At 69.2% G+C, this 22,377-nt stretch carries 2 protein-coding genes; one reads left to right on the top strand and one right to left on the bottom strand.

Features of this window, described 5'->3' with window-relative positions; translation table 11 throughout:
- Positions 1-129: 129 nt before the first annotated feature.
- Positions 130-1,626 (top strand): hypothetical protein, encoded by a 1,497-nt coding sequence (locus tag ABZ896_RS10190; RefSeq protein ID WP_360924925.1) that lies wholly within the window; start codon positions 130-132, stop codon positions 1,624-1,626.
- Positions 1,627-1,661: 35 nt separating this feature from the next.
- On the opposite strand, the gene ABZ896_RS10185 is transcribed toward ABZ896_RS10190, so the two are convergent.
- A complete protein-coding gene (locus ABZ896_RS10185) occupies positions 1,662-22,364 on the bottom strand; it encodes a UvrD-helicase domain-containing protein (RefSeq protein ID WP_360924922.1) in 20,703 nt (6,900 codons plus the stop codon).
- Positions 22,365-22,377 lie beyond the last annotated feature (13 nt).

Raw genomic sequence — 22,377 nt, 5'->3', positions numbered from 1 at the left:
GCTTCCCCATGTGGAGAAGTCATCCGGCTGTCGCGCCGACCTCACGATAAAATACCCCCATGGGGTATATGAAAATGTGAGAGTGTGGCGTCGACCGGCGGTAATGCACGTTTCCCAACGGAGGACTTGATGACTGACTGCTCCATATCCGCGCCGACCGGTGCCCGTAGCGCGCTCTCGACGGCAAGATCGCGCCGTGTGGTCGCTGCGGGGGTGGCGGCACTCGTCCTCGGCTCGCTGGCCGGATGCAGCGACGCATCGGGGGTCAAGGCCGATCCGACGTCCGGGGCCACGCGCAAGGCCGCGGCCCCGGTCCGGCTCCCGGTTCCGGACGGATTTGTCCCCGCGGCCGGCTGGAGCACGTCGGCGAGCGTCGAGGCCACCGACACCGAGCCGGGTTCCAGCGGGTTCCCCCTGGTCGCCGTCGCACCCAAGAGCGCCCTGGTGATTCAGGCAGCCGCCGACGGCTCGCGGGTGCGTGCCTTCTCCCTCTCCAGCGGCAAGGCTGTATGGACCTTCACTCCCAAGGCGCTCACGAGTGCCCGCGCCGGTGTCTTCGTCCAGGAGGGCACGGCGGGCGAGAAGGTGGTGCTGGCCCGGCTGGGCAAGACCAGCGGGAACAGCCTGACCACGTCCCGCCCTACCACCACGATCGACGTCATTGCGGCGGACTCCGCCCGTACGGCGAGCGCCGAACATCACTTCGACCTGGTGGCGCCCGACGCCACCGTCTCCTCCTTTACCGCCACCGATTCGGGTTTCCTCGTCGGCCCCGCATCCGGCGGCGTACACGAGACGGCCGTCGCGGTCGACGCTGCCACGGGCGGCCAGCGCACCGTGCGGACGACGTCGCTGAAGGTGCCCGGCTGCGGCTCGGGATTCTGCACCGTTCAGGCCTCTCCGGCCTTCGCCACCGCCGAGGGTGTCGTCTCCGCCTTCCAGCAGCAGGACGGCTGTGACCAGTGGACCGGGAGCGGCGCCCCGTGCACCTACGGATTCCAGGTCGGCAGCGTCTGGACCAGCACCAGCGTGGCCCCCGACGGCATGCGCGTCGGCGTCCCGCTCGCGGTCGCCGGCCAGTACCTGGTGGCCGCCTGGCACACCAGCGACACGCAGACCGACCCGCCCGCTCTCTCCGGCACCGACAAGACCATGCTCGTGGTGCACGACCTTGCTACCGGGAAGATCAAGGCGCAGGTCAGCTGCGCCTCTGCCGAGGCGCTCACCCTTCAGCCCGGATCCGCGCAGTCCTCGACCCGTCTCTCGCCCAACGGTGACTTCCTCATCTCCGGCCAGGCCGGGTTCGACCTGGCGACCGGACGCGGGCGCTGCTTCACGAGTACCGCCAGCACCAAGGGAATCGACCTGACGGCCGTGGCCGACGACGGCACGGCGTACGGCATCGTGCACGCCGTCGACCGGGCGGAAGCCACCTCGCTGTACGGGCGGCTGCCGATCACGACGGACGGCACGGACACCCCCGAGCGGGACTCGGCCCGCGTCAGCGTACGGACCGGGACGGCCAAGGCCCTGCCCGCAGCCGCCGAGGTCCCCCTGTACGTGGCGGCGGACGGGCACGGTGTCTTCCGCACCCGCGACGTGGTCGCGGTCTACCCTGCTTCCTGAGCGTCCACCGCCCTGAGCCCCGAGCATCGTCGCGCCTACCTGCGGCCGACGCCGCCCGGGGCGCTGTGCTGCCCCGGAAGCCGGTGCTCGGCCTGCTCTCGTTCCGCTTGTCCCCGGCGCGTCGGGCGCGACCCTGCTGCGGCGGATCCCGCAGGACTCGGCGCTGCCGCGGCGACCGCCTCGTGGGCCGCCTCCATGGCGCTGGCCAGCAGGTCATCGGGGATCTGCGCCCCCTGAGCCTGGGCCGTGGTCCTGAGGGCCGCTAGGAAGGCCTCCACGGTCAGTGCGGGCTGCCCAGATGCCAGTGGTCCTCCGTCGGGTGTCGCCGCTCCGGCGATGCGGTCAGCGGTGGCCCGCGAGTTCGCCGCGATGGTCTGGAGAACTCCGGCTGCCCTTTCCTCGGCCGGGCTGGTCGCGGCGGCCCGCGCGAAGTCGGCGCGGTCCTGCATGCGTTGAGCCTGAACCGTGAAGGTGTCCGCAGCGACCGCCGGGTTCTGTCCGGCCGTCGGGGCGGGCTGCCGGCGCGATCCCGCAGCGGCTTGCTCGATCCTCGACGGGCCGTCCGTCGGCGTCTGACGACGCCGACGCGGCAGTCCCTGCCCGGCAGCAGCTTGCTGGTCAGCCTCCGCCTCCGCCGATCCGCTCGCGGCCGACGGCGAGACCGCGGGGGACGTGGCCTCGCGCAGCGCCCAGTCCCTGTTCGCCTCTCCGCGTACGTAGGCAAAGCCCTCGCCCGCGAGGTGCTGCGGGACTTCTGCTCCGCGGCCCTGAAGGAAAAGATCCACTGACTCGTTCGCGCGCAGGCCGGCGTCCGCCCGGTTGCCGGGCCGCGCGTTCTCGTGGCCGAGCAGGCTCATCAAGTCCCGGCGGGACAGCCCGCGGTCGCGTTGCACGTCGCTTCGTACGGCGGTCCGCACCTCGTCGAACCAGGCCGGGGTCAGCGGTTCGTTGACCGGCTGCCAGCGCGGCGCGGGACGGTCGGCCGCCGGGCTCGCGTCCAGGAGGCTCTCCGCCTCGCCGGGCGTGACCAAGACCTCCCGGACACCGCCATCCCCTTGAGGCCCGACGACGCCGAGTTCCTCCATGCGGGTCAGCAGTATGTCGGCGTCGGCCGCCGAGACGCCGTAGCCGTAACTCAGGTCCATGGCCAGGGTGTAGTCCCTCGCCGCCACCTGCAGCACGACCGCACGGAACAGATCCGAATTCTCCACCGGGTTCTCGTCGCCGGGCGGCGAGTCCGCCCCGTCAGCGGAGGGCCCCTCGGACGCGGGCTCTTGCGGCGCCGTCCCCTCGGCCGCCGTGGGAGCCTGCTCGGCCGCCTCGTCGACGGCGGACTCGTAGGTGCCGAGCGGAGTGCTCACCTCCTCGGGGAGGTGGCCGTGCAGGTGGGCGATGTGGTCTTCGGCAGCGTGGCGCAGGACCCGCAGCAGGTTCCACCGCAGGCCGTCTCGACCGCCGTTCGCGTCCAGCCGGTTGATCAACGCCTGCGCCCCGGAAGAGATGATCTCCAGCGTCCGGAGCCACAACGCCCTTCCGGCGCCCATGGTTTGACGATCCGCCATGAAGCGCCCCACACCGAGCCAGCCCCGGCGGACGGCATCGCGTACGGCCGTCCAGAGCGAGGCGATTCGCCGCCATGCGGGATGCTGCGCCAGGTTCCCGAGTCGCTCCGAGACCGCACCGTAGAGGCGGCCGATCGACTCGACACCGTTCGACAGCATCGCGCGGACGCGCCCCGGCTCATCGCTGCTGGTGCTGGTCCCCGTGTCGTCCGTGCTGGTGCCGGTGCGCTCGGAGCGGGCGGAGAGCCGTTCGCTGAACCACTGCCAGGCGCGGCCGAGTTGGCCGGCGAGATCGGTCCGCTGGCCGGCGGGCAGCAACCCGGTCAGGCGGTCCGCGCGGGTCGCGGCGGCCCGGTGCAGACCCCATACCGCCCGCCAGCCGCGCGAGTCGCGCTGGCCGGACCGCTCCAGGCGACGCGCCAGGAGCATCGCCCCGTGGGAGATCGCTCGTGCCGTGCGGGCTTCGATCGTACGGTTGATGCCGTGCGCGCGGATGTCACCGAGCGTGGTCTCCGCATACGTCAGCAACGCCTCCCGGACGGATCCACGCAGCTGCTGTCCTGCCTGGCCGATCGAGCGGATCATCGCCCATTCGGGAGTGCCCCAGTAGTAGCCCGCCTCGGTCTGAGCGTTGCTCATCGCCGCTTCGAGAGCGGCGGCGTCACCGGCCTCGACCGCAGGATCTTCAGCCACCGGCAGGATGGGGTCTGCGTCAATGCTGGTGAGGATCCCGGACAGCGCTTGCCGAGTGGCCGCGTACTGCTCGCGCAGGTGCTGTTCGTCTTCGGCGCTGAACCGCGGTCGCGGTATGGGTGCCTGTGTCCCAGCCGGGGGTTCGGCGCTCCGCAGCAGGGCGACGATGTCCTCGAAGTGCCGGTCGAAATCGTCCTGCCCGGGAACTTCAGGCTGTGCAACCTCCGGCTGTCCCGGGACTGCCTCGGTCGCAGCCATGTGTTCCTCCCTGATCAAGGCCTCGTACGCCTCGTCGAGTTCCAGCCCGGCCAGTTCCTCGGCGGAAACGGGCTCGTCGTCCTCGTCCCTCCGGCGACGAACGCCGTCCTCCGGGTCCGGCTCCCATTCGCTGCTGCTGTAGACGACCCCGTTCACGACGAGGTCGTCGCCGATCACGTCCGTCCAGAAATCGAAGCCGTCGTCCCCGACGGCCGGCTCGCTCGTCGCAGGCCCGGCCAGCTCCTGGTCGGCCTCAGCCGCAGGAGCGGGCTCCGGAGTGCTCTCCTCCAGCACTTCGGGCAACTCGACACTGTCCACGTGCGGCACATTGGCTTCGAGCGGCACGGGCTCCAGCTCGTCGCTCGCGGCAGCGGTGCCGGCTTGTGGAAGCGGTGCGGCAGCAGCCGTCTGCGGCTCGACCGCACGCGGTTCCTGCGCTGGTGCGGGCTCGGGGGTTTCGGAGGCCGAAGGGCTCTGCGCCGGACGAGTGGCCGTGAAGCGGGAGAACAGACTGGCCCCTTCGTGCGCACTGTCGAGCAGCGCCTGCACGCTCTCGGTGGCCTCCAGACGCGCCAGCTGCTCCTGCGCCTGGGAGTACACCGCGAGGAGAAGCAGTCGATCGTCCTCGGACACGAACGCCGTGCGTGCGGCCAGAGAACGCCCGGCTTCGGCAACGGTCGTGTGCAGGTCCCGGCAAGCGCGCAGGACGGCGTCGGCCGAGGAGCGCGTGGTGTCGGATGTGTGGACCACGTTGCGGAAGGCCGTCTGAATACGTGCCGCCTCGTTGGAGTCTGCGACTCCGGTCTCCTCCTGCAGTTCCCGGGCCTCCGACAGCAGCAACCGGCCCGTGGCCGAGTTGGCCCAGGCCTCGTACCTGCCTTCCGTGGCATAGAGATCGTTGAGTAGGGCTGCTTGGGTCTCGTACGGCAGATGCCGCTCCCCGATGCTGGCGCTGGATGCGGGAGGGGCGGCCTCGGCCGCCGCCAAGGCCGCGGGCTGCTGCTCGGCGGCGCGGGGCGCATCTTCGAGCGGGGGCGCGGGGGCGTGCTCGGCAGGTGACGATCCGACCGCGGGGGTCGCGGCCTGTGGCACGAGTTCCGCAGCTGGGGGTACGTCGGGAACAGCCACCGGGTCGGCGGGAGCCGGAGATCCCGGGAGGGGCGCGTCTGCGGGAACGTCGACGAGTCCGGCCAGCGACTGCGGCAGCAGCAGCGGCTCGACATGGTCGTCCGGGCGACGACCGGTTTCCCACATGTACGTGCGCAGCTCACCCAGGCCGACGACGAGCTCACCCACGAGGGAGACTTCATTGTCGTCACTGACGACGGGGCGCTCGCGAACGATGAAGGGCAGCCGTTCATCGGACACTCCGGTGAGGCAGTCCCCCGGCTCGACCTCGCCGAGGCGGCGGACGCCGTTGCGTCGGTCAGGCAGCACTGCCCTGAGCGCGTTCACCCGCTCCAGCGTGGCAATGTCGGCAAAGGCGTCCTCCATGCCGCCGAAGTCGAGCGGCAGCGTCTGCCCCTGGTCCCAGGTTTCGGCGGCCCGGATGCGCGCGACTCGTTCCTCCGCGGTACCAGTGAGGTGCGCCTCCAGGGCGGCCTTGATCACGCTCGCCTGGCTGTCGCTGAGGATGCGTCCTAGCTCCCCGTCGGCAACCTTCCAGCGGCCCGACTCGCCGAGGACCTCGAAGCCCAAGTCGCTGCGGGACATGGCGTTCCCGGACCGCCACGCTGCCGCCACGAGCTGACGCCGTTCCGGCGGCATGCCCGGCTTGAGCCACGCGATGGACTTGGCCAGGGTGAGCCGCCCGGCCCGGATCACCGTTGCCGCGTCGTCGGCGGTCTTGACCTCGATCTCGAAGGCACCGCTGGCGGAAAAGGCGCTGGCGAACTCGTTGCCCGCCTCGTTGTAGCCAGGCTCCGACGGCAGGCGAAGCCACCCCTCGTACAGCTGGGGGGTCGCCCGCTTCGTCTGGTCCAGTTCAAAGATCAGTTTCCCGAAGTGCCACGGGCTGATCTTGCTGAGCACCGCACCGATGTCCCGGTCGTTCAGCGGCTCGGGTACGCGCTCCTCTTGCTTGACGGAAGCGGGAGGCTCGACGGTGCTCTCTGCGGCTTCGGGTGCTGCTGCCGCCACGTCCGTGGCCCGGGACTCGGCAGCTGGCTGCGCCTCGTGGGCGGCGATGAGAGCGCGGAGGCGGGCGTACTGCTCAGTGACCGTCGAGTCGGACAGGTCGGCGATCCGTTCGCGGGCCCGGTCCACCTGCACCTTGACGGGGGCCAGGGCCGCGTCAAGGTTCGGCCAGATCTGCTGGCCATCGGGGCTGTACGAGGTGCCGGCCAGTCCCATGACCTGTTCCAGGGCGTCTCGCGCACCGGCGGCCCTGACCTTGCGGTTGCGTGCGATGCGCTCGATTGCGTCCACGGCCTCCAGGCAGGCGATCAGGGCCTGGCGGACGAGCGGGTCGGTGAGTTCCGGCAGCCGGTGCGCGTCGGCGAACTGCGTGTCGAGTTCGGCAAGTTGGTCCGGGGCGTCAGCGCAGGCCTGGACCATGGCCTCGAAGGTGTTGAAGGCTTGGGCGGCGAGCTGGTCGATCTGGGTGCGCAGTTGTGCGGCGGCCTCCGTCACCAGGGTGTTGAGGGCAGAGTCCGGCTGCCCGAGCTCGCTTTGGGTGTGGCGGAGGTTCTCCTCGAACTGGGCCCAGGGGTTGTCCATTTCCCAGACGTCGCGGACCTGGTTTTCGCCGAGGGCCTCGCGCATCTCGCGGGCGAGGTTGGGAATCTCCTTCTTCTGCCCGCGGCGGATTCCAGCAGTGCCCCGCTTTTTGATCTTCTCGTCGTCCCAAGGCAAGGGGGCAATATCCGAGTTGGTGTCTGGTGTGGCGGCGGGGATGGGTGCCTGCTCGTGTGCAGGACTGGTGTTTTCCGGGCCAGCGAAGAGGGACGGCTGGTCGGCTCCGGTGAGCGGCTCGCCCGGGTCCTGCAAGGTGGGGGCGGTCGTCTCGGGCTGCTCCTCGGGGCCGGTTTCTACCTGAGGAGTCGGCGGGGTGTCTGGTTCCGTCGTGGTCGAGGCCTCGTCGGTCGGCGCGGGGGCTGCGGGCTCCGCAGCAGGCGGGGGTGCCGGGGTGGGGGTCACCTCGGCTGCCGGCTTGGTGACCGTACGGCCCGGCTGGTCTTCAGGGACATCGGTCGGCGGCGCGATCTCTGTGGCCCCGATGGACACGGGGGGCAGGGGCGGTTCGGGGACAGCGGCGGTGGCGGGAGCGGGGGCGGCCTGCTCGGGGGCCGGGGCGGCAGTGATCTGTGCTGGGTGGGCGTCCGCGAGGGAGCCGACGGAGTGGATCCAGCCGAGGGAGCCGATGTCGAGGCGTTGCCTGGCTCGGGTCACCGTCACGTACGCCAGGCGCAGCTTGTCCTGTGCGGGCAGCAGGAGTTCACCGGTCTTGGTGTCCTCCTTGGGCTGGGGGAAGTCGCTCCAGATCTGGACCTGGTCCCATTCGCGGCCCTTGGACTTGTGGGCGGTGGAGACGACCAGCTCCGGGCGGGTCTCCTCGGCCCGTGCTTCCTCCGGGACCAGGTCGCGGATCATGTTGATCAGGCCCTGAGGCGTGTAGCGGTCGACGAGCCGTACGAAGGTCTGCAGGGTCTGCGCGTCCTCGTCGGACTCCGCGTACTCCTTGACCTCGCTCCAGTTCTCGAAGGCCGACAACTCGGGATGCGCGGTACGACGGCCCTGTTGCAGATCGCGGGCGGCCAGGGCGATGTCCTCGATGTCCCGGCCGCCGCCGACAAGGGCCACGCGCTTGCCGGCCTCGAATCCCGCGAACACGGCACTGATCGCGCCGACGTTGGTGTGGGTGAGGATCGCATCGGGTTCGTCGACAAGACCAAGGACCGTGTCGAGAGCGGGTGATCCTTCCAGCCGGAGGTCGGATGCCAGGAGCGCGAGATACGCGTTGCCTGCCTCGGCGACGGCGGGGCCGAACCGCCAGCTCTGCGTCAACGGCAAGACCACGTCGGCAGGCCAGTCCTTCAGCGCGTCGATCGCACCGCGGAACTCATAGATGGCTTGATTGCTGTCTCCGACGACGATGATCTGGACGTCCTGGTCCTGGATCACCTTCTTCAGCACCGGATTGATGTCCTGCGCCTCGTCGAAGAAGATCGTGTCGAAGTTCAGACGCGGGTTCCCCAAGGCCCAGATCTTGAGATAGTCGTCATGTTCAAAAACGATCTTGTTGCTGTTCGGGTCCGCGATGTCCGCCCAGGCCCGGCGGGCGTAGTCCAGCAAGGTGCGCGCGGCGGGGACATGCGCCCACTTCTCCCCCAGGTGCTGACGTCCCAGTTCGGCATCGGCGCTCTGGCGGTAGCGGCGGACGGCGCCCATCACGATCTTGGCGATCTCCTCGGGCCCGACGTGCTGAACGTTACCCTCGGGGTCGCCGACGCGTAGCTCGGCGGTGATGCCGAGTGCGGCTGCGACGTCCTTGGGGCGCCGGGCTCCGCTGTTGCGGCCTGCGGTGGAGGCCTTGTGACGGTAGGGGGTGTTACGCAGGTCCTGACGGGCGAAGGCGTGGCTAGTGCGGGCGGTGACGTTGCGGCCGAATTTCTGGCCCGCTTCGTCGGCGATGGCCCGGTTGAAGGCGATGTAGCCGATGCGCCGCTCCAGCATCTGCGCGGCGATCATCACGAGCGTGGACGTCTTGCCGGTGCCCGCGAGGGCCTGCACGGCGACGTTCTTGCCTCCCACCGCCGCGGTGATGATCGCTTGCTGCTGGGCCGTGGGCGGGTACTTGCCGCCGGTCACGGTGGTGACCGCGTGCTCCTGAGCGTCCCTGGCCGCGAGAAAGGCCCGAACCTCGTCCAGGACCTGCTCCTTCTGCCCGCGCATGCCGGCGTAGCGCCAGCGGCCCTTCTCGTACTTGAAGTTCTTGCCCCGCTTCAGCAGCTCGCGGAGACCGTCCTCCTGCGGGGCGCCCGTCGTGCCGGTGACGTAGGTACCGGTCACATCACTGACGATCTTGATCCGGCTCGTCCAGGGGCCGGGGGCCGTCGTCTCCGGCTCGGTCGCCGCCACGGTGTCCTCCTGTTGCTCCTCGTCAGCTGCGGCCGAAGACGTCGACGCGTGTGCAGCGTCCTGCTCCGAAACTGAAGGGGTTTGCTCTCCTTGCCGACGGTTGTCCGGACCGATGTGACCGATGGAGACCCGGTCCCCGAGGGCGCCGATCAGGTCCTTCAACGGCCCGGTCTCCGGTTTCGGAGGGCGGACTGGCTCGTGGAGATCCTGAGCGGGCGAACTGGCGTAGGTCTCGGTCGCAGCGGCCAACGGCAGTCGGCCCAGGGCCTGGGCGTAGGGCAGCCGGACGAGTTCCTCGACCTGGCCCCAGGCCAGCCCCTCCTCAAGGGGCAGAAGCCGGGCGTCCGTTCGATGCAGCAGATCGCGCGGGAAGATCGTGTACCCGGTCCTGGACTTCAAGGAGAGGTTGCTGTCGGGCGCGATCAGAACACCGTGCAGGATGTCGCCATGCTGCGGGTCCACCTCGGCGGCCTGGAGGAGGAGAACAGCGTCGGGTATCTCGCCGTTGGCGAAGGAGAGCGTGACCACGACCCCGAACTGAATCTCCGCGTCGATCGGGGGACGTGTCGGATAACGCGGCAGGTCACGAAGGTGCTCACGGGTCAGCGCTTCAGTCGATGCGCTCAACAGATGCTGTGTATCGCCCAGCCCGGGTTCGGCTGGCGCGGCCTCTTCGGGCGGCGCCTTCGGATTGGGGTCGGGCTGATGCCCCCATGCCAAGGAGCGGTACAGCTCCGCAGCGTCCCCCGGATCCATGACGCCCGGCTCCAGCACCGTCAGGTACTGCGGGTAGGCGGTGGCGGGCACCCCCTGCGGCCACCCCTCGCGGTCAGCCGCGACGGCCGCGAACTGCCCGCCCACACTCATGACATAGCCGCAGACTATGCCCGTGCTTCCGGTGGAGATGTTCAGGACACGGTCACCCACAGCGGTCAGTGGGCGGTCCGCCAGCCTGGCGTCCCGCAGCCGTCGCCGCCCCTCCGGCGCGAGGACAACGGCCTGCCCCGGGCCGAGTTTCAGAGCGCGTTCGTCGATCAGCCGACTCACGGTGGAAGGGTCCGCTAGGACACCAGCCTGGTCGTCGGTCCCGCCCAGGTGGATGGCTGCCGGGTCCCGTTGCCCCTCCGAAGTCTCCCCTGTACGCAGCAAGTCCCTGTCAGCCGCAAAGAGAATCGAGAACTCGTCCGCCACGACGGGCAGCGTGGCGACGGGCTCGCTGTGATCCCCTTGCGTACCGGGAGCTACTGCTACCCGAGGAGCGGCTTCCGGGCGCGGTGCTGGCCAGGGGCCCTTCGCGACCCTCTGGGTCGGGAGCAGATGTTGTATCGCACGCAGCTGTTCCAAGGCCTTGTCATGGGGCAACGCCGCCAGCGCCTCGACTGCTGGCCAGGTGACCGGAAGGGCGAGCGGCAGTACCCGGGAGCCGGGCACAGCCAGCAGGTCAGCAGGCCTGTATCGGCCGTTGAGACTGGTGGACACCGGCCCGTTCGCCGGAACGATTTGAGCGCCACGGACAATCGGGTCTTCTCCAGTGTCCTCCTCCACCTCAACCGACTGCAGCAGGAGCAGGGCGTCATGGACTTGGCCATCGCGGAAGGAGAGCGTCGTGAGAATGGCCAGACGGGCGTCCTCGTCACCGCGCCGGCCGTCGTGGTGAGGTAGCTCGTCAAGATGCTGTGGGGTCAGAAGGTTGCCGGCCTCGGCCGACTCCGCAGCCACTACGCCGGGCTCGGGTTCTGTCGCCCGTGAGCTGGGAACAGCGTCTGCCGGTTCTGCCGCCGCGATCAGCGCGGCTCGGATGTCGGCGATCGCTTGTTCGGTGACTTCTTGCCGCGCGCCCTGCGGGCTGGCGTGGAACCAGTCCTGCCACTGGTCTTCGGCGCCGTTCGGATCGCCAATGTCCGCCCAGTTCAGCCAGTCGAGGAGGTGGGCTCGCAGGGTCTTCTCGTCTGGCGCTTCGGCGAACCACAGGCCAACACGCCCGCTCGCCAGGGCGGCCCGTACTGCCTGCTCCCTGGCTCGATGGTGGTGGCGCTCCAGGCTCTCGGCGAGGATCTGCTCGACGTCAGCGTGCTGTTGAGCCGGGGCATCAGCAGACTCTGCGGCTTGAGCAGCTGGTGGGGCTTTCCGGGTGGCCTGGTGCTTCAGCGCCTGCGGGTTCGGCTCGGGCTCCTCGGCCCGCTCGGCCATGTGGTGAGTCAGTGACAGCCGTATGAGGTGCTGCTCGGTCTGCGTGAGCAGGGAGGACAGCAGGTCGCGGGCGCGTTGTGGCGCTTGGGTACGGTCCAGTTCGCGTGCCAGGGCTCCAGCAGCGGCGAAGGCCAACCGGTAGGCATCCACCGCTTCGAGGAAGGGTCGGCCCCGTCGGACAGCGGCTCGCCCGATCGCCCCCGCCCCGTTCCAGCGCATGCCGAACTCCCACCGCATGGTGTGCGTGTCTGCTTCGGCCTCGGTCAGCAGACGGGAGTCCGCCGGAACAGCGACGATCTCGCGCGGGTGTATGCGTGTGCTCGGCGCGGCGTAGTAGTAGCCGTCGCGGTCACACGAGCTCGTGGTGATGACGAGGGTTCGGTACGACAGCCTCCGGGAATTGGGCCAGCGCTTGAACCCTTCGCGCACCACATCGCCGGGCTTCAGGACAGCACGGTCGTTGGTGTACGGGGCGAACCCGTCCGGAATCTCGACGGAGGCCGGACCCTTGAACCACGAGTCCGGGGCTCCGGAAGCCGGTCCCGGCGGCCCCTCGGGTTTCAGCGCTGCCGGAAGCGCCTCGCCCACCCGCGCGAACAGCGAGTTGAGCCGGTCCACGGCCTCCAGCATCGTCTCCGCCGTGTAGGGGGCCATGACTGTGCCGGCAGAGGCGTCGCTCTCCGTCATCTCCGGGGACTCGGCAGTGTTGCTGTGGTGCGACGCAGTGGTCGTTTCATGTGGGCTCACGGCGGAGGGCTTCGAGGATTCGACCGTCGTCGTGTCGGCCCCAGCGGGTTGACCGGGCTGTGCTGCGGACACGGTCTCGTACACCTCGTTGAAGGCGACGTTCGCGTACTGGTCCTCGACCGCCTGACGGGTGTGGCGGAACCAGTCCCGGAACCGGTCTCCTTCTGTGCCAGTGGCCGACAGGTCGGCATGGCTGAGCCAGTCTGTGAACAGCTGGCGGGACTCCTCGCGTGAGCGCCCGTCCGTAAGCAGCGCCCGCAGATGATCGTCCGCGATGGCCGCTCGGACCGCTCGTTGCCGGGCGTCCTCGCGCATCTCCGTCGCCCAGCGGGTGTTTTCAGCTTGGAACTCGGCGCGCTTGCGCTCTCGTTCGCTCTCGTTGACACCGGGCGCAACGGCTGGCTGCTCTTCTGGGACCGAGGGGCCCTGTTCCGGCGGCACAGGTTCCAAGGCCTGTTGGCGCAGCTCGCGGTGGACACGGGGGGCTGCCAGGTGGAGGACGTCGCGGCGTCCGTCCTCCTTGAGGTAGGTCCACAGCAGGTGTTCCGAGCCACCGTCCGCGATCAGTTGGTCGGCGGCGGTCGCGAAGATGGGCAGGAAGTCGGCCTGTTGATTGGCGTGGGCGGCCTGGATCAGCGCCCGGTTCTCGCTCGCGGTGCTCACCAGCCAGGCCGCGACATCTTCGGGGTCGGGGGCCATGGAGTCGCGCAGGGCGTCGCGCACCGTCTGCTGGATCACCGCTCGTACGGCGGGAGAGTTCCACGCCGGTGCTATCGGACTGGCGGGGAGATGTTCGTCGAGCCAGGCCTCGACTTCCTCGTCGGACACGAGTGCGTCGGACAGTTTCGCCGGTCGGACCAGGAGGGGCAGTGCGGTGTGGGCGGGCAGGACCAGGCCGGGAACGTCGGCGCTGCGCAGGTCGGGAACCTCTTGGGCGTTGCCGCGGTCTGCGGGGAGCGCGACGTTGACCAGTAGGTGGCCGGCGGCGCTCCTGGCCGCCATGGTGATCTCGATGCGCTGCTGTGATGCCGGCTCCGGACGGGGTACGGCCTCGCCTTCGGAGCCCAGGGGGGCGCCTTCCTCGGCGGTCGGCAGGAGGGGCGGCTCGCTCTCAAGCCCATCAGGGTGAGGCAGGACGTCGATCCCCGGGGCAGGCTCCTGTCCTACCGGTTCCGGAGGTGCATCCGTGCTCTGCGCCGGGGGGAGGGCGGGGGTCCCGAACATCTCCTGCCAGTCGGCTGCCTGTTGGGCGCTGGCGGTGATGCGGGAGGCCAACTGCACGGCGTGCTGCTTCATCGTGCGGAATCGGGCCATCACCACGGGCGCCCGGTAGCGCTCCTCCTCCAGGTTGTGGGCAAGGACCAGGACGGTGTGGGCGAGCTGGGTGCAGCGTTCGACCACGGTGGCGGCCGGATGGGCGAACGGGTCGCTGACCCGGCCCACCGGTCCGTCGCACAGTTCCTCCATGGCCAGCCAGACGGCTTGGCCATCCGGTCGGGTCTGCACGCCCTGGTCGGTGAGTCCCCGTCCGATCAGGCGGCGGCCCGCTGGGGTCTCCTTGAGTCCGGACAGCGCACCGTACATTTCCCAGAAGTCGTGCTGGGCTTCCTCTTTCGACGCGTACGGCTCGCCGACGGGAATCACGATCTCGGGGGCCGTCTCCTGCCCGGGCTCCTCGACCATCCGGTAGGGGCGCCCCAGGCGGGTCAGCTCCGCGGTTAGCTTCCGTACGCGGACGTCCCGTGTGGCCTGGCTCAAGTTCCGCTTCAGGTACCAAAAGCCCTTGTTGCGGCTCCACTTGAACTTGAGGTTGTCCAGGACAGCGCGTACGGGAGCGTCGGTGTCCTCCGCGGTGGTGCCGCGGACCACGGTGCCCCGGTAGTGGTGCTCGATCTCCAGGGCGGCATTCGACGCAGTCGTCTGCTCCGGTTCGGGGGCGGGGCCGCGTTCTGCTTCGAGCCGCAGGCGGCGCTGGGCCACGCCCGCCCGCACGGCAGCGACGGTCTCCGGGCGGGCGTTGGAGGCCCGGCAGGCGACCGCGTGCTCGTACGAGTGGCGGACGAGATCGCCCAGCCGCTTGGCGTCCTGGGGATGGCGGTAGTCACGCGTGTCCAGGCTCAGCACCAGGTCGTACGCCGCGTGCGCCATCGCCGTCACACGCCGGTCGACCTCATCCAGGGTCTCAGCGGCCAGGGTGACGAAATCAGCGGCATACCGGGAGTCCCGGACAGCGTCGAGCGCCTCGCGGGCGGCGGACCCTTCGGGCGCACCGTCGAGCAACGCCTTGGCGGTATCGCTCGCCATCCACCAGTTCCAGGCGGATTCCGCCTTGTTGGCACCGCCGACGAAGGCGTCGGCATCCTCGTACGGGGGCTGCTCCAGGCCCAACTCGTGGGCTGCGAGGCGCTGGTGGTGCTGGAAGGTCCTGCGCGCCAGGTCCCGCAGCGTGTACCGGCTGACTCCGTCCTCGGCCTCCTGCGCGGCACCGAGTGCACAGGACGTGACCTGCATCCAGTCGGTCAGGGCTGAGGCGACCGTGTCGTGCGGCCGGCGCAGCAGGAGCATGGCTCCGCGCAACTGGTCCGAGTACGGCCCGCCGTGGTCGTCGTAGGCGTGCGGCCATTTCGGGAAGGTGTCGAAGATGTCAGTCAGCGCACGTCCGATCTCGGCACTGTCCTGGTACCAGAGAGCTGTCAGCCGGAGTGGATCATCGTGGTCGAGGACCGCGGTGTGGTCCTCGTCGAGATCGTCAGCGTCCAGGAACAGGTCGGCGAGGTCGTTTCGTCGCGCCTGCATGCGGGCCAGATGGCGCTCCGTGTACTGGGCGGCCTTCTGGGCGGCCGTGCTCACCTCGTGTCGGGGGTCGTCTGCGAGCTGGACGGCAGTCTCGGCGAGACGGTCGTAGAGGCTGAACACGTCGGCGGACGTGGTCGGTTCACTCTCGATGACCGCGGCGGCTGCCGCGGCGGCCTGCTGGTGGGCGGGTTTCGGGCCAGGGGGGTCGCCCTCATGTCGTGCGAGGACCCGCTGGAGCTGCTCGGCGGCCATATCTGTGTAGCGGCGTCCAGCAACCAGTTCCGCAGCGTCCGCGTAGCCTCCGAGGACGATCGAGAGGTCTGCCACCTGGGGTAGTGCCGAGACAAAGCCATCGCCCCCCGCACCCACCTCATGGGCCAGCGGGGTGGAGTTTTCGGCTACGGGAGGCTCGTCCTGCGGGTCGCTTGTCGGATCCGGCTCCGGTGAGGGGGCGGCGCTCAACACCGGTTGCGGTGCCGGCGTGGTCGTCTCGGTGGGCGGAGGCACGGGAGTACTCGGCTGTGCTGCGGCCAGCTGAACGGAGAACTGGACTTCGATGGGCCCGAAGACCACGAGTCCGTCCTGGGTCTCTTCAACACCGGTGCCGTCGGCGATGAGTTGAGCCAGGCCGGCAGCGAGTTCACGGCCGCTGACCGGGCCCGCGCGCAGGCCTTGGGGGCCGGCGACGACGTACTGGTCCCACGGAAGGATGCCGGGGATGAATTCCACGGCGTCTTCGCCGAGCGTGAGGGGTTCCGCAGAGCCCGCCCAGCGCCGGTAGGTGTCGCTGGTGAGGTCCTCCACGGTGCTGCGGCACCGCGACGCGTGATCGCGCAGGCCGGTGAAGACCTCCCAGTTCCCCTCCGTGCTCCGGCCGTCTTCACGCTCCCACTGTTCGACCACGGCACGGCATTGGTCGGCGAGGCGCTGGAGGTGCGTCCACTCGGGCGCTACGTCCATGCCGAGCAGGCGGGCCATCCGGCCCGTTCGGCTGGAGGCGATCGCGGTGTCGGCCGCCGCAGTCAGAGCCTCCTCCTGCTCGACCGTGGCCAGACGTCGGGCATGGTCCCTCGCCCAGCGGCGGTAGGCAGTCAGTGCCGCTTCCTCAGCGCTCCAGTATTCGGACCGGTCGGCATAGGGCGTAGTCGGAACGCTCCAGGGGCGCTCGGTGGCGGCCTGGGGTGTCGTCGTCGGCACCGACTCCACGAGATCTTCGGCGTCGGGAGATTCCTGTGCTGTGCGGGAGGTGTCTGCCGGATGCTCACCGTCTGAACGGTCGCCTCCTCCGGCAGACGGCTCCTTGACCGGCTCGGCCACAGGCACGGATATGGCGCCACCGGAAGCCTGTTCCGGCACGTGCTCGCGGGACCGCTGTGGAGCATCGGTTTCATCGGCCGCGTCTTCCTGCCGCGATCGGGAGGCAGGCTGGGGACGCTCTGCCGTGTCCGGGTGCGCCCATGGGGAGATCGCATAGAAGCGCACCCGCATCGCCTGCCGGAAGGCAGCTTCTTCATCGTCTACCAGGGCGGCCCTCAAGTTGCGGGCCGGACCGTGGAGTTGGGAGCTCAGCCAGTCGTCGAACAGGTCACCGGCTTGCTGGCCGTTGGCGCGAAGAGCGTGCTGGGCATCCTGGAGAAGCCGCTCGATGGCGTCCTCGTACGCAGGGGCGACGCTGGCGGGGAACTCCTCGGTGAGCGGTGTCACCGTCACCGGCCCGAGGGGACCAGTGATCACCACCGTGCCCGTGGGGCCTGGTTCGATGGTGACGTCCGACCCGTCTTGGCCGAGCTGTTGCACGATGTCGTTGAGGAACGTGCCGCGTGAGTCGCTGAGCGCCCCGCCGAGCATCGTGTGCTGGTACCAGCGGTCCGGGGCGAACGGTCCGCTCGCTGTGGGCGTCGAGGGGCGTGCGGGAGAAGGACCTGCCGGTGTCGGCGGGGCCGGGCGCCGCCGATCTGTCAGTGGTGCGACCCGAAGGGTGTGCTCGATGGCGGCCCTCACCACCTGCTCAACACGGTCCCGCATCGCGCGTCCAGCCTCGTTGAGCTTGAAGTTGGGCGAGTCGAGGAAGGAAAGGAACTCCCCACTGGTGCGCGCCAGTTCTCGGCACAGGCCCAGAGCCCACGGACCGCCCCCCGGTCCAGACTCTCCCCGGACGCTCGTGCGCTCCTGCTCCAGGGCCTCGGCCAGCGTGATCCCAGCTTCATCCATCTGGCGGGCCAACTGCTGGCCACGGCCGCTCATCCCATCGACGACGTCGAGGTCCTGCCAGACGGCGAAGGCCGCCAGAACAGCCGCCTCGCCTGTCACGGCGGTAGCTTCGTCGGCGTACGGTGCCAGCGCCACGCGGTCAGATCCGCGGTCTTGCTCCGAGGGGGTGCCGACGGACGATCCAACCCCGGAGGCGGCGGGCGCCGTGGTGGGACCGTTCCTGGTGTTCGCTGTGTTGGCCAGTGCGTCCAGGAAGCTGCGGGTGGTATCGCTCAGGTCGTCGGAGGTGATGGTGGCCGGGTCGACCTCCACCCAGCCGTCACTCGTGCCACCCGCCATGACCATGAGGTCGTGGACCGCTGCGTCGACGAGGTCGGTGCCGTCTTCGGTGACCGCCTTATCGTGGGCTTCTAGTTCGCCCGCCTCCGCGGCCCCGTGCACGCCGAGCGCCTTGGTCAGCTTGCGGTGCTCGGCCGTGACCTTGTCGAGTTCGGCCTGCTGCGGGAAGGGCTTGCCCACCAGTTCCTTGGCCCGCTCGATGTTCGTCTCGATACGGGCGATGTGCTCCTGTGCCTTGGCGTGGACGGATTCCAGGCTGTCCAGCGTGTTCTCCAGACGGCGAATCAGCCCGACGCGATCCTGGTTGGCCAGCCCGCTCGCGGTCAGCCGGACCTCGTCGACGGGGGCATCTCGGAAGTACAGCTGCACGTACATGCCGTCGAAGGCGCGCTGGGTGACGGCGACGACCAGGAACCCGCCCAGCTCCCCGACGACGGCGTCCTTCTGCATACCGGTGGCGACCGAGGCGCGGGCGAGGCGTTCCAGCCGCTGGGCCAGGGCCTCGCCGGCCTCGCGGCGCTCGTCGAAGGCGTGGCCCTCGACCGTCATGGTGAAGGCGTCGCCGCGGGTGTCGGTGCGCCGCTCCATGGCGGCTCCGGCCTCCTGTATCCGGGCCTTCAGGTCCTGGACACGGCGGCGCCCCTGCTCGCCGGTAACCTGGTAGGCGAACTGCTCGTCGTGCCACATCTGCTGGTCCAGGCGCAGCTTGGCCAGCCGGCCCTCGACGCGCTCCAGCTCTTCGAGTTCGGGCTTATCCGCGGCGACGGCGAACATGACGCCGGCGGGGATACGGCCGTCGTCGCCGTCCTCGGCGGCCTCCAGGATGCGCGAGGTGTCGTTGACGTCGAGGATGGCCTCGGCGAACGCCTGCTTGGTGGCGACCTTCTGCCACAGGAACGGGTCGTAGGACTTCTTGGTGACGATGGCGATGTGGTGGATCGCCTTGTGCTGGTTGCCCTGGCGCTTACCCCGCCCCAGACTCTGGATGATCGGCGTGGCCTTCCACGTGGGGTCGATCTGGATCACACCGATGACGCGCTTTTGCAGGTTGCGGCCTGTACCCAGGCCGGACCGGCTGCCGACCAGCACCGCGACCCGTCCTTCGCGGGCGTCCTTGTCGAGCCGGGCCTTCTGCTGCGGGTTCTTCGCCTCTTGGTCGAAGCGGATGAGGCTTCCCGGCATGCCGCGGGACGTCAGCGCCTCCCGCAGCGCCTCGTAGAAGACGAACTCCTTGTCCGGTGCGGGCACACCGAGGTCACAGAACCCCAAAATCAGGCTGCCCCGGTTGGGCTCCTCATTGCCGTCCTCGTCGTAGAAGACGTCGTCCTTGTGTAGCTGCCAGAGCCGGAAGATCTCATCGGCGGCAACGTCGACCTTCTGCGGTTCGCTGGTTGACCTGTTCACCAGACGTACGTCGAGCGAGGCCAGACGCCCGTCGGTGGAGATCCAGAGGGTGTTGTCCTCGACCAGCCGGCCCTTGCGGTTGTACTTCAGGGCGGGATCCCCCAGGCGGATGCCCATCATGCGGGTGCCGAGCGACTGCATCACCGTGCGCAGTTCCGGGGAGGCGTCGACTTCCAGGATCCGCATCTCCCCGCCGATGATGGCCGGTTCGCCGAGTTGGAGATCGCGCTTGAGTTTGACGTCGGCGATGCTGAACAGCACACGCTTGAGCTCGGTCTGGTTGACGTACCGGGCGTAGCGGGCGCGAGTGGAGAAGGAATTGCCGTCCGGGCTCATCTCGACCCGGTTGACGGGCTGGATGAAGGTGGAGACGAACTGGTCGTCCTCCTCGATTCCCCACTCGTCGCGCAGCAGGTCGGGGGCGAGGTACTTGATGGCGGTCAGGATCTCCATCGGGGAGTTGTCCACCGGCGTGGCGGTGGCCTGGGTCGTCACCCGGCCGCCGTAGTTCTTGCGCAGGTAGGACAGTTTCATGTCCATGTCCGCGGTGATCTGGTTGCCTTCGAGGGCGAGTTCGCGGATGGAGGAGATCACCCTCAGGTTTTTCAGGGTGTGGGCTTCGTCGTAGAAGATGTAGGTGGAGCCGGTCCGCTCGAACTCCACCCCGGAGTCGCCCGGGGTCTTGATCTCGTCCTCGATGCGCCCCTTCAAGGTGGCGATCTGGTTCTCGATGTCCTTGACGGTGAACTTGTCGCCGCCGTCCGCGTTTTCGAGGTGCGCCTCCAGGCGCTTGACCTCCTGGCTGATGTAGTCCAGGCGGGCCGCTTTGGACATGGGGATCTTCTTGAACGCGGTGTGGCTGATGATGACCGCGTCCCAGTTGCCGGTCGACCAGCGGGCGACGAACTGGTGACGGCGCTCTCCGGTGAGGTCGGAAGAGTCCGCGACCAGGATCCGGGCTCGGGGGTAGGCCTGGAGGAATTCCCGCTGGAACTGGCCCAGGACACCCTTGGGGACGGCGTAGACAGGCTTCTTGGCCAGGCCGAGGCGGGTCAGTTCCATCCCGCCGACGATCATTTCGAGGGTCTTGCCCGCGCCGGTGCCGTGGTAGAGGCCGACGCCGGTCTTGGTGGCGCGGATCCGGGCGACCGCGGCCTTCTGGTGGGGGTGCAGGGTGTAGGCCTTGGACAGGCCGGGGGCGGTGATCTGCACGCCGGTGTAGTTCGGGGGGACGATCGCGTTGTAGCGGTTGTTGTAGTAGCGCAGCAGGGTTTCGGCCCGGTCCGGGTCCTCCCAGAGCCACATCCGGAAGCGGTCGTCCAGTTGCTTGGACTTGGCCAGGGCGAACGCCGTCGCCTTCGTATCCGTGACCGTCGGCCCATCGGGGGGCAGCTTCTTGGTGACCAGGATTTCCTGGTTGTTGAGCAGGTTGCTGGCCAGGGCCTGAGCCGAGCGGGCCTGGGTGCCCCAGACGGTGCGGGCCAGCAGACTGCCGGTGTCGCCGCCCTTGACGCTCCAGCGGGCCCCGAGATTGCTGACCTTGACGTCGTCGTCTTCGAGGATCTCGCGCAGGAACTCCTGCACGTACTTGGCGGAGACCCAGGCAGCGCCGAGCCGGCTTTCGATCTCTGCGGGCTGCAGGTCCCTGGGGATGACCTCGCTCAACGCCTCCACGTTGACGGCGTACTTGGGGTCCTTGGCCGCGGCCTGCTCGGCTGCCGCGAGCTTGCGGCGGACGTTGCCCGAGAGGTACTCCATGCGGCGGATCAGCCCGCCGTCCGGATCGTCGTAGACGAGGGTGCCCAGCGCCTCGCGCGCGGCCTGTTCGCTGTCCAGGCCGAGGAGGGCGGCCACCGTGTCGAGGCGGATGTCGTTGTGCTGGTCCCAGCAGATCAGCGCGGCGTCCTCGGGGCTGTCCGCGCGCTTGAGCGGCTCAGGCGGTGCGACGACCCGCTTGGCGAACAGGTCGGCCTTCTTCGCGGTCTGCGTGTCCTCGTCGAAGTTCTCCAGTGCGAGGACGTACGGGGCGAAGGGGTCGTTGCGGAACCCGCCCATGCGCGGGTAGGTCCGACGTTCGGCCGCTTCCTCGGCGGGTGTCCCGTCGGCGGAGGGGCGGTTGTTGACCTTGAAGCGGTTGATCGGACCGAACCGGGTCACGTACGCGTCGTAGCGGCGGTTGAGTTCGCCTCGCAGCTGCGTCATGCGGGGGGTGGTGAGGTGGTTCTCCGACTCCTCATCCAGCAGGGCCACCGCGATGTCGCGCAGGCCGATCAGCTCGCGCAGCTCCCGGGCCTGTGACTTGGCGGGTACGTGCGGGACGGGGCGGCCGTTGCGGATCTCGGTGAAGGTGCCGTCGGGGCCGAGTTCCAGCAGCCCGTCATATTTCTCCAGCGTTCCGTGGAAAACCAGGCGCTCAGTGAACGCACGGCCCGAGTCCTGGGCCTGCTGCGCGAGGTGGTCTAGGGCTGTGCGGAGTGCGGCTTCGGCTTGCGGTTTTCCTTCGACAACCAGCTTGGGGCCATATCGGACGACGTCGGCCTTCGGCGTGCCGAGGACCATCTGTGGGTGCTGCACGAAGTAGTTGTTGATTTCGATGGGCTGCGCGGCGACGCCGGGCCGGGCTCCTGGCAGGACCGCCGGCTCAACGGTCAGCCAGTCGGCTGCGGCCGGTGTCTCGCCTTCTGCGCGGCGCCGGAAGATGAGGAGATCCATCACCACGTTGGTGCCGGCGGCATCCTGGTGGGAGTTGCTGGGCAGCCGGACGGCGCCGAGGAGGTCAGCGACCGCGGCCATCTGTTCCCGGGCTTCGCGCGCCTCGTCGGTGCCGTCCAGGGTGTAGCGGGAGGTGATCAGGGCGACGATGCCGCCGGGCCGGGTGAGTTCCAGGCTCTTGAGGATGAAGTGGTTGTGGATCGACTGGCGCCGGCCGGGGTTATGTTTCGGGTCGCGGAGCTTGTACTTGCCGAAGGGGACGTTGCCGATGACAAGATCGAAGTCCTCTTCCGGTGGCCGGGTATCGGCGAAGGACTCGGTGAGGATCTGCGCGCTCGGGTAGAGGGCCTGGGCCACGGCCGCCGTGATGGGGTCGACCTCGACGCCGACAATCTCGGCGTCGGCAGGGGCATCGGCAAGGAACCGTCCCGCGCCCACTCCGGGTTCCAGCACCCGCAGTTGCGCGCCAGCCGGTACGCCGAACTGCCGCAGGGCCTGCCAGACGACGCGGGCGTAGACCGGATCGGTGTAGTGCGCGTTCAGAGTTGAGGAGCGGGCCTTGGCGTATTCGTCCTGCGACAGGATGTCCCGCAGATGGGCGCGTTCGGCCGCGAACGTGGCGGCGAACTTCTTCCGCTCGTCGAACAGGTAGGGGGTGGCGCCCCAGCCGGTCCACTGCTGGAGCACCTGCTGCTCGGCCTCGGTGGCCGGCCGGTTCTCCGCCCGCAGGCGGAGGACGACATGCACGGCCGCGATGTTC

Source organism: Streptomyces sp. NPDC047072 (assembly GCF_040643855.1).
Classification (GTDB): domain Bacteria; phylum Actinomycetota; class Actinomycetes; order Streptomycetales; family Streptomycetaceae; genus Streptomyces.
This window is presented reverse-complemented; position numbering and strand designations above follow the sequence as displayed.

Coding starts and splice junctions, on each gene's coding strand:
- ABZ896_RS10190 (WP_360924925.1), top strand. CDS start 130: ATGACTGACTGCTCCATATCCGCGCCGACCGGTGCCCGTAGCGCGCTC.